Source organism: Rhizobium sp. NFACC06-2 (genome assembly GCF_900101425.1).
In the GTDB taxonomy this organism is placed as follows: Bacteria; Pseudomonadota; Alphaproteobacteria; order Rhizobiales; family Rhizobiaceae; genus Agrobacterium; species Agrobacterium leguminum.
Window position 1 is genome coordinate 38000 of record NZ_FMVA01000025.1, and the last position, 15442, is coordinate 53441.

The following is a 15442-nucleotide window of genomic DNA, read 5'->3' on the forward strand; positions in this document are numbered from 1 at the left end:
CCGGAAACCCATGACCAATATCATTCGCACACAAATAAATTGAGCTGAAAGGACAGACGATGAGCACTCCTATCGAAAAAGTCGAAATCGCCGTTATCGGCACCGGACTAGGCGGTGCAGCAGCAGCAGCACTACTCACCCAAGCGGGCTTTGACGTGCACTCCTTTGAACAGGCATCCGCCTTCTCCCGGATCGGGGCGGGTATTCACATCGGTCCCAATGTCATGAAGATCTTCCGCAAGATCGGGCTGGAGAAGCGCTTGGAGGAAATCGGCGCTCACCCGGACTTCTGGTTTTCGCGCGATGGAAATACTGGCGAATATTTCTCCCGCATTCCTCTCGGCGATTATGGCCGTCGGGAATATGGCGCCTCCTATATTACCATCCACCGGGGCGACATGCATGCCGAGCAGATCTCGCTCCTCGACAAGGACCGCCTGCACTTCGATCATCGCCTGACGGCGATCGAAGAACGCGATACCGATGTTCTCCTGACCTTCGACAATGGGCGCCAGATTTCAGCGAGCCTGGTCGTTGGTGCCGACGGCATCAACTCGATGATCCGCGAAATGCTGCTCGGCCCGGAGAAGCCCCGCTTCTCGGGCTGGGTGGGCCACCGAGCCGTGCTTAACATGGACCGGCTGCGGACATCGGGACTGGAATTTGAAACCTGTGTCAAATGGTGGTGGGAAGCCTCGCGCCACATCATGGCCTACGCTACCAAGGGGAACGGAGACGAATACTATTACGTGACCGGCGTGCCCGTGGACGGTTGGGAACATGACAGCGGCTTCGTCGACAGCTCGCGCGAAGAGATGGAAGCGATCTTCGGCGGTTCACATCCCGTGGTCCAGGCCCTGATCGATGCCACCGAAACCGTCACTAAGTGGCCCTTCTGGAACCGCGACCCTCTCAATTTGTGGAGCCGAGGCCGTCTGGTGATGCTCGGCGACGCCTGCCATCCCATGCGTCCACACATGGCGCAGGGCGCCTGCATGGCCATTGAGGATGCTGCTATCCTGGCAAGATGCTTGGAAGAATACGGGCTTGCGGGTTACGCGGGCGCCTTCTCGCTGTACGAGGTTACGCGACGCGAGCGGGCAACCAAGGTGCAAACCATCTCAAACGCCAACACCTGGCTGAAGCAGCCGGAAGACCCAGCCTGGGTTTACGGATATGATCCAACGACCGCGCCGCTCGGCTGATTCGGCAGAGGCGGCGCACCGATCCGGCGTATTGAAAGCAAACGGCCTCGTTGCAAGTTTTCGGGTGAACTGCATGTTGGCCGTGGGAAAAGATTTGCGCTTCGAACATCCCGGGGCGCCGTTGCTGTCCCAGCGTAGTTTCGGGCTCTGCTCCAAAAATACGGTTGGTTAGGGAGGTGCCGTTTTCTTCGCCGTCAAGCGGTCTGACCTTGGAAATATGGTGAACAAGGCGAGCGCTTCCGTAAGAGCGCTCGGTCCATTGCCGAAGGCTCGTTCGACAATACGCCTCTCCAGGCTCGGGAAAACCTATGTGTGAATCAGCACCAAAGGCTGACCCACTGCATTTGACCTACCGCCTGTTTACGACGTCATCATCCTTCAGCGCCTTTTCACGGGCGGTTGAATCAATCCGGACCATCGACCTGTTGGTCCCTTTCCGCGCTTTAGGATTTACCTGTGCGCTATTCGATCCAGTCGCGGATTCAGGAAAAAATGATTATTCCACGCGCCGACACTCGCACACGGTACGCGACACGGGACGACACATCAAGAAATGCGATTGGGCGGGTTAGATCTGATCCTCAACCTAACTGCCGCCTTCACCACTTATAGCTCAGCTGTGCCAGGACAGTACGGCGAGCACCGTACTGGCAAAAAAGCGTACTTGCGCATTGGCCGACATAAGTCTTGTCAAAGAGGTTGGATGCGTTGACGCTTAAATTCAATCCTGTTGAATTTCAGCAGGATTTGATCCTCTTTTCCGCCTCACCTTAAACCGGTGAGTTGGATGTACCGGTTTGACCATTATAAGGTTTCTGGCCTCAGCTTGGTCTCGCGGAAATGGAAAAGTGGCTCAAATTCATCCGATAATAGACAATGATCGCGAACGGAGGGCCAATGGCAGTACATAAGAACGTTTCATTCGGTGACGAGATCAAGCGAGCCGCGCAGGCATTGGAGACCGATAAACAGGGCCTCGCCCGGCATCTTGGCCTTCCTGTCGGAACCTTACGGTCGTGGGAAGCCCGCGGAGCTCCGGCTTATGCGCGTCTTGCCCTTGCAGCTCTCGTGGTCAATCTGAATCCCGATGATGTTCTAAACACGTCGGTAAAGTCCGGAAAGTGAAATCCTGCAAGGCAGCGGCCTCCTCGCCGGCTTGGATCATCCACTGAGGCAGCGTCTCTTTGCTGACGGTTTTGTTGGTTTAGGCTGAACCGCGACGTTCGATGCAATCCGACCGGCCCCATTTGTGGCGGCAGTTTATTTGAAACACTTCGCCAGTGTCCAGTTACGGGGCTTGTCATGGCTCCGTGGCAAAACCATAGCAATCTCGATGCGGTAACCGAGCCACCGCTCTGGTCAGATACATGAACGCCAATGGCAGAGATGGTTTGGCGGTCGGCGGATGACCGGGAAACCGTGTAAGAAAGGTGACGTGTTCGAGCGCGGTGTGTCTCAGTCTTTTCCAAAAGCCGTCGGGTGACAGATGCTGATGCTGGCTTCGGTGGGCCTATTTTGGGCCGCGTACATCTCCCTCGGTGCAGGGCGGGGTCAGCCGGCCAGTCGGCTTTCCGTGACACTATCCCGCACTGTGCCAAGCTAATTCGCAAAAAGCCTTCAGGCACTTGCCACGCCAGAAAAGAAGCCGCATCTATCGGTAAGCAAATAGATTTCCGGTCAGCTCTTACAACAATGTCGGAGAGGATTTCGATTACCGCTCCGCGGAACAGATGCAATGCGCATCCGGACATCCCGACCGGCGTAAAGGCCTCAAGTATGAGGCCTCTTCATTCATAGCCGCATGAGCCGGTTCTGGTTGATGAGTTAACGGACGATGGGCTCACCATGGTACCGCCGCTTTGACGGTTTCGAAACGCCGAAGCCCACCTCCATCATAAGGCGCGGGGTTGTCTTTGCCGGAGTTCCCATATGAAATCCGAAAGGATCTTCAACGAAGCCGGTTCCGGCTTTACCTGTCAATTCGACAACATTCTCTGAGCCGTAGTACTCCAGAATCTCTTCTGCAGGATGACCAACAAGAAGCGTGAGCTGATGTTTCAAACGACGGCGATTATGGCTGCCGCGAATATAGACGTGAGGGCCGCTGTCCCTGTCCACGTCCGACAGATAAAAAAAGAACTTCAGCATACGCCAGTCATCAAGATCGAAATGATATTTGAAGGACGCACGGCTCAGGTCTGCCTCGGATGCTGATTTCGTTGGAAAGCTCCACCAGGTCCGTGTGGTAATCAGTTTCGCTTCCCCGCCAAGATAGTGTCTGGCGATCGCGATGAGCAATGGATCCTCCTGGACAGCCAATGCGGCATTGCACCCCATCACTCTTTCGAAATGATGCCCGCTCAGAATCGTACGTCCGAAACGCCGTTCAGCCTCAGTATGTTCTGCGGGAAGGAACTCAAGTTTTCGTTCAAAATTTCCGAAGCAAGGCGTTTCACGACCAAAACTGGACAGTTCCCGTTGAATATCGGGTGGCAGGCACAAGCCGTTAAAAATGCCCGTTCGGCGCAATTCGTCAGCGATGATTTCCGGTCTTAGTTTCCCGAACATCGAGGAAGTCGTTTCCGTTGAACCAGGTACAGTACGGGCTGTGAGCCAATGGGCCTTGCGAAACGGCATCGTGCGGGCCAGCATGAACATGGGTAACCAGGCTGGATTCTCCCGGAAATCAGTTAGATATGTCGGTATACGCGCCGCCATACGCTGAAATTTGCCACCACGGCGGGCAACGGCTTCCAGATCGGGAGTAGTCGGCATCGAAAATCCTCGTAACTATTGACGCAAATTACCTCCCAAGCGTCATCAAATTAGTCACGCGCCCATGATGCTGCAAAGCAGCAAAAATAACCGATGACAACATATAGCCTTCCTGATGGAGCATAAATCCGCGCGTTTCCGTTTCACGGTTCAGACGGGTGATGAGGACCTGCAATCCACGGCAAGCCGTCATCGGTGCCCAAAGTCCTGTTGTCGGCTGATCATGAGCACTTCGAAGATGGCGCCGCTCAAGCTAGGAAATGCCTGCATAGCCTCGAAGGTTCGATGCCGTATCGGTGGAGGCTAAAAGCAGCGCGCGAGCCGCCTCGGGCGAAAGAGGTCGTGAAAGCAGGAAGCCCTGGAGATAGTGACAGCCCATATTCATCAAAATGTGGCGCTGCTCGTTTGTTTCCACACCCTCGGCCGTGATCTTCAAGCCTTTGGCTCGCGCGATATTGATCATCGCGAGGACGAGGGCCCTGCTATCGCTTCTGTGCATCTCCTCGATGAAAGATTTGTCAATCTTGATGCGATCCACCTCAATTTTCTGAACCCGCGAGAAAGACGAGTATCCCGTTCCAAAATCATCGATGGCAAATCTAACGCCAGCTGCGCGCAGAGCTCCGATATTCCGCTCCGATCGACCGTCCTCACCCGTGGCAACGCTTTCCGTTATCTCGATTTCCAAGCGGTGAGCCGGTATTTGCCATTTTTCGAGCGCCGCTATTACGGTCAGCGGATAGGCAGGCGAACATAGCTCCAGAACGGAAGCGTTGAGCGCGATGTCGACATTGGGAAATTCAGCCATCATCGCACAGGCATCTTCCAATATAGCGCCACCGATTTCGTGGATCAGGCCGCACTCCTCCGCCAGCGGAATGAATTGCTCAGGACTTATGTACCCGAACTCTGGATGGTTCCAACGTGCCAGTGCTTCGAAAGAACAGAGCATACCCTCCCCTGCGGAAAAAACAGGTTGATAAAATGTTTCTATCTGCGCGCCGTCATTGACCGCTCTTCGCAGGTCAGCCTCCAAAGCCCTCCTCTTGCAAAGCAGCTCATCCATATGGTCGCCGAATATCGCGTATGTATTTCTGCCGGCAGCTTTCGCATGATACAGTGCAATGTCAGCCTGCCGGATAGCTTCGTTTGCGTCGAAGACGCCTTGCTTCAGGGCGAGACCTACGCTTGCGCCGATGGCGATATGTGTGCCATCGATTTCGAAAGGCGTTCGAAGTTCTTCCACGATGGTCTTTGCGACCTGCTCTGCCTCGGGGAACTCGTTCAGCTTGACAAAGACGGTGAATTCATCGCCACCGATCCGCGCAACGAGCGCGTCGGGCAAAAGGCCCGTCAGTCTCGCAGCAACAAGGGAGATCAATTTATCCCCTGCGGGATGGCCGAGTGAATCGTTCACCTCCTTGAACCTGTCGAGATCGGTGAACAGCACGGCATGCACCTCGCCTTCCCTCGCATTTTGCGCGGCCACCGCAACTCGCGCGTGGAATTCGGAACGATTGGCAAGACCCGTGAGACCGTCATGTGTCGCCTGGTATTGCAACTGCTCACGGCTTGCCTGAAGACGGTTCGATCGTCTCCAGAATGCATTTCCCCCGAAGCTTGCTGCACTGAATATAGCAAGAAATGCCACCGCAATTGCGGGAATGGTGGCCGCGAGAACTTTGTGTCCGGGTTTGAATGGTTGCCACTCGAAATAGCCTACCACATGTCCGGATCTCGACTGCAACGTCAGATATGAAAAACGAGGGTCCGTCGGATGATGAAGCGTGAAGCGCAGATTGCGGAACTGGTACTCCTGGCCCACGGTTGCCGCGAGATCTCCATCCAGAAAGCGAACGGCGACATGCAGATTTTGTTGTCCCGGCTGCTGCTCGATATCTCCCGTGTCGGAAACGATCGGTTTAACGCTGACGATTGCCGGACGTGAGCCAACGTAAACGATGTCCGCTTCGCCAATGGACAAGACCTTGCTGCTCGTTCCCTCCTCATCGCCTGCAACAAGCCGCTCCTTCAACCTCTTTGCCAATGGCAGATAGGCGGCCGATAAACCACCGCTGATCCGGGCATCATTGGGATCGACAACAAATTGATAGATTGGATTGACATCCGCTGTCAGTACGATTGCTGCATCGTGCCCGAAATAGGTATTCATCCATACGCCGAGATTGGTGTCCATCCAGTCGCGATTTCGAGCGATGGAGTTGCTGACCGCATCATCCCAAACGGTGACACTTTCCTGATCATGAGCGATTGATGACTTCAATTTGGAAACCGTCAGAGCGACGACATCGCGTTGTCTCGCCACTGCGATCGCGTCGCTTGCGGCCGCTGCCCAATAGAGCGATAAGAGGAGAAGGCCACATACCGCCATCGATACCATGACGGGCAGGCTAAATCTCCAAAACCATTTCGACTGCAGCAGGGTTAGCATTCGTTCATATCCGCCTCTGTTTTGTCCACCCTATGTGAATGAAACTTAAAACTGCTGGAACCAATATAGTTAACTATGGCTAAGAAGGCGCTCGTACGGCGCCGTACAGAGCGATCTGCTGCCTTGCATAAAAGTGTATTGATTCAGCGAAGAACATAGCAGCCCGAGTCCTGATCGAGACTGTTGAGCGCAGCAGCGCCACGGCGGGGAGAGACGCTGGATATGTCACACGCCATGGCAGCCTGCGACATCGCATCGACAGAGGACCGGTCCGGTAAATGATCTTTGACATTTCATCCTCCGAAGGTTGGACGGATGGCACTGAGTGCCGAAGAAGTACCTTCGATGGTACGTCGGATACATTCGGTCGGGAAATGCGCGAAGCCCGCAAAGGCAATTTAAGAAAGATCTCCTGCCGCCACCGCGGGGCCAAAGGGAAAGGATGTAGTGTCAGATCGTAAGTTTCGGCCTTGCTGTTCCGCAAGGAGCCCTACTCAAAGGCTGGACAAGAAGATTCCCCTCGCCGGTGTTACGCACCCCATGTGGCCGCCCATATGATATCACCGGATCAAGCCCGCGGCGGGCGGCTTGATCCGGCGATAATGCCGGTTATGACTCCGGCAACGGGTTGGCGTCTGTCGGCGCCAGACTGGTAAATGACAGTTCAAAAAATCGCCGTCATGGACGTGGTGACTGAATCTAACCCCCTCATCGCGGAAGGGGCAGTACCTCAAGGTTGCCGCAGCACTATCGGCTGGTATCTCAGTTCTGGGCTTCCTCTTCGAGAGCCTCGCGAACCTCCGCGATTTTGCCTGTGTCTGTTCCAGCGCCCAGAATGCTCTTCGCCTCCGCGATCTCCTCGCTGGTCACCGGTCTGTTTGCCAACTGTTCCAACGCCGAAACCAGCGCAGTCTCGCTAAGCGCGGGATCCGTCGGCACGGCCGTTACCCCATACTGAATTTCGAATTCAGCATAAGCCTTCACATAAGCTGCAAGCGCTGCCATCTTGGGATCGTTGGAATTCAGATAGGCATGAAAATTTCTCTTCATCGAATTCAGGCTGCCAGTGCCCGACTTTGCGCTTTGCGTTTTCGATTTCTCGCCGTGTGTTTTTGAGGGCTTGTCTGAATGATGCGATTTCAACGATGCCGAAGAGCCCTTGTTCGCGGATGAGTTGGAGGAAGCCCGATTTTCGCCGGCATCGGATTTCCCTCCACCATGGCCTCCCCCGTTGCCACCGCCGTTCCCACCACCGTTGCCACCGCCATTACCACCGCCGTTTCCGTCCTTGGCAAAAGCAGCATAAGTGAAGCCGACGGTATCTCCTGCCATCGGGGCAACGGCGAGGACAAGACTAAGGCTTGCGGTACCGATCACAGAGCGGATTTTCATGAGCAGGTCCTTCATAAAGTTGGGCACCGCCCCTGTCAGAGAGCCGCGGTCCCAGCAAATCGTTACGCACTACAATATTGCCGAAATTTCAGGTTTCTACTCCGCTCGGACCTATGCCTTGAGCATTCCGACCATAGTCCGATTGATCGCGCCCAATGGTCCCTGATTGTATGGACCGGAGAACTGGCTCATCTTCGGGACAAACCGTTGCCTCCTTCGGGAGACAACGGTTGACACTCCGCTTTGGCGGGATAGCTATAAAGGTTGGGGGAGATGAGTGCTGATCATGCGTGTTCTGCCGACAAGCCGTGAGTACAAAGTGCCTCTGGCAAGTCTGGTCGCACGCTGGAATTCTCAATCCCTCGCAAGGCAGTTCCTCTTTGCGGGTGGTGTTGTCGCGATCTGTGCGATGGTTGTCGTGGGTTACTTCGTTTCCAGCCTGATCGAAAACGCCGTGACGCGTAATTCCGCGGCGACGACGGCGCTTTATGTGGATAGCGTGATCGCCCCTCTTCTGCCTGATATGCAAACCACCCAGGCTCTGGACGATTCGATAACGCGGGCCCTGGACGAGACACTTGGCCAGGGCGCACTTGGAAAGCGCCTGTTTTCATTCCGGCTCTGGCGCAGCGATGGAACAATTCTCTATTCCAGCGACAAGAACCTTTCCGGCAAGCAGTTCCCGCTTTCTGATGACCTCAGAACGGCCTTTACCGGCCGAATGGCAGCAAGGTTCAATCGGATAGACGACGTCGAGAGCGAGGCCGAACGCGACAGTGACAAGCCACTTCTGCAAATCTACAATCCGGTCCTGCAGCCCTGGTCTGGCAAAGTCGTCGCCGTCTCTGAATTTTTCGAGGTGGCCCATGATTTCGAATGGAGCCTTAATCGGGCCCGGCTGTTGAGTTGGGTAATGGTTGCTACATTTACGATGACATTTTTCGCCCTCTTGTCGATCATAGTCCTGCGTGGAAGCCGTACGATCGACAGCCAGCGCAAGGCACTCAGTGACCGCATCGGGGAACTGTCCGCACTGCTGCGACAGAACGAAGCGTTACGCGCACGTGTTCAGCGCGCCACCCAAAGGGCAACCTCCCTCAACGAGAGCTATTTGCGTCGCATCGGTGCTGACCTGCACGACGGTCCCGCACAATTGGTCGCCTACGCCTCTTTACGACTTGACAGCCAGACACTCACCGACCCTCGAACTCCCGCCGAAGAACGTGAAGCGTCCTTGACAAAAATCAAGGTCAGTCTTGACGACGCCATGGCGGAAATCCGGGGCATTTGTAGTGGATTGATGTTGCCACACATAGAAACGGATAGCCTTGCTGACCTGCTGAAACGTGCGGTCCTCGCGCATGAGCAGCGCACAGGCGTCTCCGTCGAACTCTCGTTGAACAAGAGGCCTGCGAGCCTTTCCACCTCGGCAAAGATATGCATCTATCGTTTTGTACAGGAGGCTCTGAACAACGGATATCGCCATGCTGGCGGCATCGGGCAAAAGGTTGCGCAAACATCTGAAAACGGACTGATTATCATCGAAGTTATGGATAAAGGGCACGGCTTCAGCATGAGCGATGTTTCGCCCCAGAAACTCGGCCTTGCCGGCCTCAGGGACCGCGTGGAAAGCCTGGGAGGCGTCTTCCATCTTCGTTCATCAAGCCGGGGAACCATCGTGCGGATGTCGCTTAATATCGCGGAAATGGAGCAGGCATGACGGCGCAACAAATAAGCCTGGCAGTTGTGGACGATCACCCCCTCTTCAGGGAAGGCGTCATCCGAAGCCTGACGGAAATGGACGGATTCAATGTCGTCGGAGAGGGCAGCAGCAAGGAAGACGCTCTGCGCATAGCGGCAGAGCACCAACCCGACATCCTGCTGCTTGATATCTCCATGCCTGGGGGTGGGCTCGAAGCTATCTCGCTTATACTTGATCGGGTGCCCGGTCAGAAGATCGTGATGCTGACGGTTTCCGAGGCAGGCGATGACGTCATGGCGGCGCTGAAGAGTGGAGCGAAGGGCTACGTCCTGAAAGGGGTTGGATCACGCGCACTTGCCGATATCATTCGAAGCGTCGCGGCAGGTGACAGTTACGTTGCGCCTACCTTGTCCGCACGCCTGATTTCGGGAAGCGGATCAGGCGCCCGGGCCAATCCCTTTACCGCATTGACGGATCGGGAGCAGGAGGTGCTGGAGCTTGCATCTGCCGGATTAAGCAACAAACATATCGGTCTCAAACTGGACCTCCACGAAAAGACGATCAAACACCATATGACACAGATTTTCACCAAGCTTGGCGTAAGCAACCGGACGGAAGCCGCGATGGCGTTTCGCGACGAGATTGACAGGCGCCGTTAACGAAGGAAGGATCTGAGCCGCTGCTCGTCTGCAACCGTTGCATCGCGGTTGACGATTGTACGGCCCTTTGAGTCCTTCATCACGTATCGCCCCCGCTGCACAGTTTCACTGATGCCGTCCTTATGGCGAACGGTCAGGGCGCCGCCGGCTTCATTCGTTGCGTCATCGGCATCAGTCTGGCTTTTTGCAGCACTTCCAGTGCTCGACGACTGGCCGCTATTGTTTGCCTTGCCACCCGAATTGCCGTTGCCGTTGCCGCCACTGTTACCGTTGCCTCCTCCGTTGCCGCTTCCCCCTCCGTTTCCGCCACCTCCGCTACCTCCGCCGCCGCCGTTCCCGTTGCCACCGCCGTTGCCGCTTCTGGCCTCAGCCACTTGCTCGGCAAATGTCGCAGAAACACCGTGAATTTTTATTGTATAAGGGAGAGCCGTGTTGAAGAGAGTCAACAGCAGGTACGGGAAAACGGCGATCAGTTTGCGGCGCAATAACACATCTGGCTCCTGAGGTACCGATTGGATCCGGCAACGGGTAGCACGCGAGAACCGGTCGGCAAGGTTTTGAACGCCTTACAAATCGTCGCGACACCGCAAGTGGTCAAGCCCTGGCCTGAAGAGAAAACCTCCTTTGGACTTCAGCAATCGCCTAAGAGACTTTTGCACCTGAATAACATTAGACCAAAGTCGGAAGCGACATGGGCAGAAGCCTCATTGCCTGTTGGTTTCCACGCAGAACTGAGCCGGTTACCCGGCAACGATTGCTCTCTCTATAACGGAGATAATGTCGACGGGGTCATGCCTCTGAGAACAATCCCTACCGCGCTAGTGAAACACTCACAAGGGTTGCGGTAGGTCCGACGTCCTGAGGCACCCAAACCCACAACTCGCGGCGGAGGTCACGAGACGGGGAACCGTCATAGGGCAGCGAATTCGTCGCCGAGGGCGTCGTGATCTCCGCCTTCTTCATAGAACGGATCCCGAGCGCGATACGCGTCGATGACAGTTCTCAAGTGTCGGGAAATTTTCACGCGGAGAAATACCCGGATGCGATCAGTATCGTAGGCTTTGTCCGCCAGCACGATTGTTCCAGGTCCATCGTGGTCGAGCAGATGGTCGGCGGCTTGTCCGTCATGTTCTTGCCTGCCGCCATCGACGCACGGCACCCCCCGTGGCTTGTTGGGTAGCAGCGACTTAATCGCGCGCCATTCAAAGTCTGTCGGGTCATGTCGGCTCATAGGGACCGCTGAACCAGAAATCGGCGCGACGTGACAGCGTAAAAGCAGAACACGACCTCGCATTGGAGGCAGCTCAATGCTATCGTTCGTGCAATAGAAAACGGGGGCAAAACAATCATGGATTTGGCAATTCCCAGCGCAACGAATCTTAGCCTGTTCGTCAGCGCCACGCTTGTGCTGCTTCTTGTGCCGGGCCCGGCAGTCCTTTACATCTTTGCGCGCTCGGTCGAGCAGGGTCGTTCTGCCGGCCTCGTTTCAATCCTTGGCATTCATACCGCCACACTTGTTCACGTCGTCGCCGCCGCTGTTGGGCTCTTGGCGCTTTTGGCATCCTCCGCGCTTGCCTTCAGCGTGGTGAAATATGCGGGCGCGGCCTACCTGATCTGGCTTGGCCTCAAGAAGCTCCTCGGGTCGTCGGACATTCCCGACGTCGAGGGCGGTTTGCCGAAGCGAAGCAGCATGCGCATCTTTCGTGAGGGCTTCATCGTCAATCTCCTCAATCCGAAGACCGCATTGTTCTTTCTGGCTTTCCTGCCGCAGTTCGTTGAGGTCGATCGTGGCCATATGGCAATGCAGATCGCCTTTCTCGGAATTCTCTACACGGTGATTGGTGTTCTGACGGATTGCACCTACGCACTTGCTGCCGGCACGGCCGGCAACTGGCTGAAGCGCAGTCCCGCCTATCTGAAGGCCGAACGCTGGGTTAGCGGCTTCGTTTACATCGGCCTTGGCCTGACGGCCGCTTTTGCTGGCAATCAAAAGAAATAGACCACCTGTCATACCTGTTGGACATTCTCGGACTCGGTGTGTCGCCGCCTGAACCTAGCTGGGGAAGTATGCTCGTCGCTCAAAGTCAGTCATGGGGTGCGCAAGTGGCATCCGCACTCAGCTTCTTGATGATTGCGATCTTCGCCTTCAGTTCCAGCGATATTATCTCGCGAAAAACCTGAAACCTTTTACGTCTCGCATTTTGGGGCGGTCTGTCGGGTTGCGTGACAATTTACCTGCGGCTATACGCCACGACCTCACCGACTTGAGCCGATATTGATGACGGCGGACGAACCTACCTGAACAAAAGAATACTCGACCGCACCTCGTTTCCACCAGGCTGTCGTACTTTCGATCGCGTCATTCTTGTCCAGATTATCCGGTGCGCCAAGCCTCTCCGATAACGCATCCAGGAAACCGGCAGGTCTTGGCGTGGAATATGCGCATGCTTTGTGTCCGTTCGGACCAGTAGCAAGCCAAAAAGACAATGACTCGACTCCGCCTGCCTTCTCTTGCCGCCAGCCCACAAGGTCCACCGAACCGCCATTATAGGCGACGAAACTACGACGCCATTCCTCTGTTTCCGCATCGGTCAGCCGCGGCCAGCCAAGTTCGTCACCCTTGATCATCGCGGTCCGCACGGTAGGCGCTTCACAGATAGTGAGAAGACGCTCCGCCGTCATGTCCGCCGGCATCGCCGTGGCCACCCCGAAACTCAAAAATGCAGCGCAGAAGCTGCCAATGGTCAATATCTCAAGATACCGAAGCGGACTTGCTCGCTCTGCGCTCCTCATTTTCTTCTCCGGTTCGTCATCGTCCATGGGATCAGACCGCCGCGTCCGAAAGTAAACGTGCGGGATGGATGCAGCCAGTTGAGGATCATGCCCCGGCGTTCACACCGGGCGCAACAGGCTTCCTGTCGTTCGCAAACCCTCTTCCAGCAATTCCACAAGCTGCTCCTCGCGAATACGACCATGCCCCAAGCCCAGCTTCATGGCCAACTCGCGCCAACCATATGTCGGCCACCGCCGCTCATCTTCTACTCCTCCTTGGCTGGAATTAACTCGCTGTCGCGCTGTAGGATGCCACATGTCATGAAACCCTCCACCTATTGAATTACAAACGGGAGATGAAATTGGCCTTGCAAACCGAATTCCAGGTACGGCTGACATTTTTGAAGCGCCCTTATCGCTGCCTTACCAATGACCTCGCTTGCTTCGCCACCACCCTGCTCGATAACCACCGGCGTTCCTTCGAGAGCGCCCGCCTCGTTAATTTTGAATGAAACAACGGCCTTTCCCCCTACTCCTGCGGGCACGTTGAGGCAGGATTGTACCTTTTTTGCCAAGCGCGGCAGACCCTTTAGATTTACTCTTACGGGGCGGCTGTTTTCAGCCTGTAATTGTGCGGCCAGCTGCTTTGCCGTGTCAAACTTGGCTTCATCAATCGTGTTTTCAAAAGCGAGCACCCAGATGAGGATGGGGGATGTTTCGATCATCGTGTAAATCGAAATGCCGCCTCCCATTTCCTTGCCGGATTTGTCAAATTTTCGGATGCCGTAATACACGCCGTTTTCGTCGCTGCCGAGTAATGCGAAAACGTCGGCTGTCTCTTTCCGCGACCCAAAAAACGGCTTTGCGTCCTTATAACGCGGCGCGTCCCTCGCTACCAAAGCCGACACCAAATCTTTCAGATTGTATGGGATGGGAGGTGTCTGGTCTTTTGTACGCGGAATCACTGCGAGAAAAATCACATTCGTTGGCATTTTACCCGAAAAATCACCTTTCCGCGCCTGTTCCAGCGGAAGGCAATCGACAAACAATGTATGTGTCAATTCGGCCGTCTTTTTATCAGGAAGACTAGTCCAAAGGTATTGGTCTGCTTTCGAGCGTGACGGATCGACCTGACAAAGACCCTTCGGTGGCGTGAACTGTAAATCTATCCCCTGTTCAATACTCGAAGCACCTATAGCAGGTGCAGCCAGTCCAGATAGCGCCACAACACTGGCCACGACGAGCCCTAATACAATCTGCATTTTTGGCATCATCGTCTCGCGCCTTTGTTAGAACTCAGTTTTGTCAATTCATGCCCAATCATTCACAGACTTCTGCGCTCGCCTCGGCCTCGAAGTGGCCGAGGCTATAAGCGAGATATCCTTGTGCGAAATTTCCATCGGGCAGCTACAACACAGGAAACCAATGCGGCATTTCCCTTATTTTGCTGCATGGTTGGTAGAGGGCATCGATACGACCGAAAGCGTAGAATTACTTCGTCGTCCGCTCATCGTCGCTGGGCGCGGAGGGGATTGGGTACGGCAAGAACCGCATGCGATACAGCCATTATCGATTTTCTGATCATGTAAACTCCAACACCGATTAAGTTAGAACCGGAGAGTTTTTTCTCCGATTTGTCCGTCTCTCACAATCACGCCGGGTGTCCAAAAGTTCAAGTCCGGACTTCAGCTTACGATCCGGCGCACTTTGGTTCACGGATAAACGACTCTCATCCAATTAGCTCTTGAACACTATCGAACCGGCGACCCCGTTATTCGCAGGACGGTGCGAGTGAGCTGAACTTCCGACGGGTGGCGCAAATGATCAGAGCGCAAGCTTCGCTGAAAACGTTCCGCGCGTGATAAGGACATAACAGGTCGTCAATGCCAGATCCGTGGCAGCCGATATCTTTCCACATTGAGCCGCACTTGCTGCAGGACTAGAACGAAGGGGCCTGCCGCGGAATGAGCAGCGGTCGGCGTCTTCAGGGGTGATCATTTCGTGGATGTCGGCCGGGTTGGAACCGGCTACGGTGCCAAAACGGTCGATACAATCTTGCCAAGGCTCCGCAAGATCGAAGCCGCTAAATCACCGTTCGCGGGCATCGGCGCGCCGAAGAAGGTTTCCAACATCGTCTGGGTCAAACCCGAACTGGCCCGCCGAGATCCAGTTCGCCGGCTGGACGGCGGACGGACTGGTGCGTCAGGCGGCGTTCAACGGGCTGCGCGAAGACAAGCCTGTAGCCGAAGTCGAGGCAGAAAAGCCGGCGTCGCCGGCAATGACCGGATGGCTATGGCGGTCACGCCGTTGTCGCCGCGTGCGCGGCCGGGAGCTACCGTATCGATGCCGCTGACCTGGACCCAGGTGAAGACCGATCTCGATCCGAAACGCTTCACCGCACAGTGCCGGCGCTCCTCCAAAATACGAGCGCCTGACTGGATTATTGCGATGGCCAGCTTTCGTCATCAAGCGGCTGGCGAAGTCG

Annotated in this window: 11 protein-coding genes and 3 pseudogenes; 6 read left to right on the plus strand and 8 right to left on the minus strand. The window is 55.4% G+C overall.

Features of this window, described 5'->3' with window-relative positions; translation table 11 throughout:
* Positions 1 to 59: 59 nt before the first annotated feature.
* Positions 60 to 1205 (plus strand): FAD-dependent monooxygenase, encoded by a 1146-nt coding sequence (locus F3H58_RS25780; RefSeq protein ID WP_149744259.1) that lies wholly within the window; start codon positions 60 to 62, stop codon positions 1203 to 1205.
* Positions 1206 to 3029: 1824 nt separating this feature from the next.
* Here F3H58_RS25780 and F3H58_RS25790 read toward each other — a convergent pair.
* The 3 genes from F3H58_RS25790 to F3H58_RS27350 form a co-directional block, all read right to left on the minus strand.
* Positions 3030 to 3980: a phytanoyl-CoA dioxygenase family protein gene (locus tag F3H58_RS25790; RefSeq protein ID WP_149744261.1), complete on the minus strand. Its 951-nt coding sequence runs from the start codon at positions 3978 to 3980 to the stop codon at positions 3030 to 3032.
* A 253-nt stretch (positions 3981 to 4233) separates the two neighbouring features.
* Complete coding sequence (locus F3H58_RS25795) at positions 4234 to 6432, minus strand: bifunctional diguanylate cyclase/phosphodiesterase (RefSeq protein ID WP_149744262.1); 2199 nt, start codon at positions 6430 to 6432, stop codon at positions 4234 to 4236.
* 762 nt (positions 6433 to 7194) lie between these two features.
* A complete protein-coding gene (locus tag F3H58_RS27350) occupies positions 7195 to 7824 on the minus strand; it encodes a hypothetical protein (RefSeq protein ID WP_286170126.1) in 630 nt (209 codons plus the stop codon).
* A 286-nt stretch (positions 7825 to 8110) separates the two neighbouring features.
* On the opposite strand from F3H58_RS27350, the gene F3H58_RS25805 reads away from it, so the two are divergent.
* Together F3H58_RS25805 and F3H58_RS25810 are read left to right on the plus strand one after the other, a co-directional pair.
* Positions 8111 to 9544: a sensor histidine kinase gene (locus tag F3H58_RS25805; protein WP_149744272.1), complete on the plus strand. Its 1434-nt coding sequence runs from the start codon at positions 8111 to 8113 to the stop codon at positions 9542 to 9544.
* Complete coding sequence (locus F3H58_RS25810) at positions 9541 to 10185, plus strand: response regulator (protein WP_149744263.1); 645 nt, start codon at positions 9541 to 9543, stop codon at positions 10183 to 10185. The genes F3H58_RS25805 and F3H58_RS25810 overlap by 4 nt, the downstream gene beginning before the upstream one ends.
* Here F3H58_RS25810 and F3H58_RS27355 read toward each other — a convergent pair.
* From F3H58_RS27355 to F3H58_RS27860, 3 genes and pseudogenes are all read right to left on the minus strand, one after another.
* Entirely contained in the window at positions 10182 to 10676 is a 495-nt protein-coding gene (locus F3H58_RS27355) for a hypothetical protein (protein ID WP_286170127.1), read from the minus strand. The two genes, F3H58_RS25810 and F3H58_RS27355, sit on opposite strands and share 4 nt — an antisense overlap.
* Positions 10677 to 11203: 527 nt before the next feature.
* Positions 11204 to 11320: pseudogene (locus F3H58_RS27855) on the minus strand (IS5/IS1182 family transposase); the annotation flags it as partial.
* Positions 11321 to 11416: pseudogene (locus F3H58_RS27860) on the minus strand (IS5/IS1182 family transposase); the annotation flags it as partial.
* Positions 11417 to 11533: 117 nt separating this feature from the next.
* On the opposite strand from F3H58_RS27860, the gene F3H58_RS25825 reads away from it, so the two are divergent.
* The gene (locus F3H58_RS25825) at positions 11534 to 12184 is read left to right on the plus strand and encodes a LysE family translocator (protein ID WP_149744264.1); all 651 of its coding nucleotides are present in this window, start codon (positions 11534 to 11536) and stop codon (positions 12182 to 12184) included.
* Positions 12185 to 12441: 257 nt separating this feature from the next.
* On the opposite strand, the gene F3H58_RS25830 is transcribed toward F3H58_RS25825, so the two are convergent.
* Together F3H58_RS25830 and F3H58_RS25835 are read right to left on the minus strand one after the other, a co-directional pair.
* Complete coding sequence (locus F3H58_RS25830) at positions 12442 to 13005, minus strand: hypothetical protein (RefSeq protein ID WP_188129073.1); 564 nt, start codon at positions 13003 to 13005, stop codon at positions 12442 to 12444.
* A gap of 287 nt (positions 13006 to 13292) precedes the next feature.
* Positions 13293 to 14231, minus strand: a complete 939-nt coding sequence (locus tag F3H58_RS25835) for an energy transducer TonB (protein WP_149744265.1) — start codon at positions 14229 to 14231, stop codon at positions 13293 to 13295.
* 700 nt (positions 14232 to 14931) lie between these two features.
* On the opposite strand from F3H58_RS25835, the pseudogene F3H58_RS25840 reads away from it, so the two are divergent.
* Both F3H58_RS25840 and ligD read left to right on the plus strand, forming a co-directional pair.
* A pseudogene (locus F3H58_RS25840) lies at positions 14932 to 15241 on the plus strand (ATP dependent DNA ligase); the annotation flags it as partial.
* A gap of 8 nt (positions 15242 to 15249) precedes the next feature.
* Positions 15250 to 15442 (plus strand): non-homologous end-joining DNA ligase LigD (ligD, locus tag F3H58_RS27760; protein WP_353619451.1); only part of this gene is annotated, 193 nt, incomplete at its 3' end.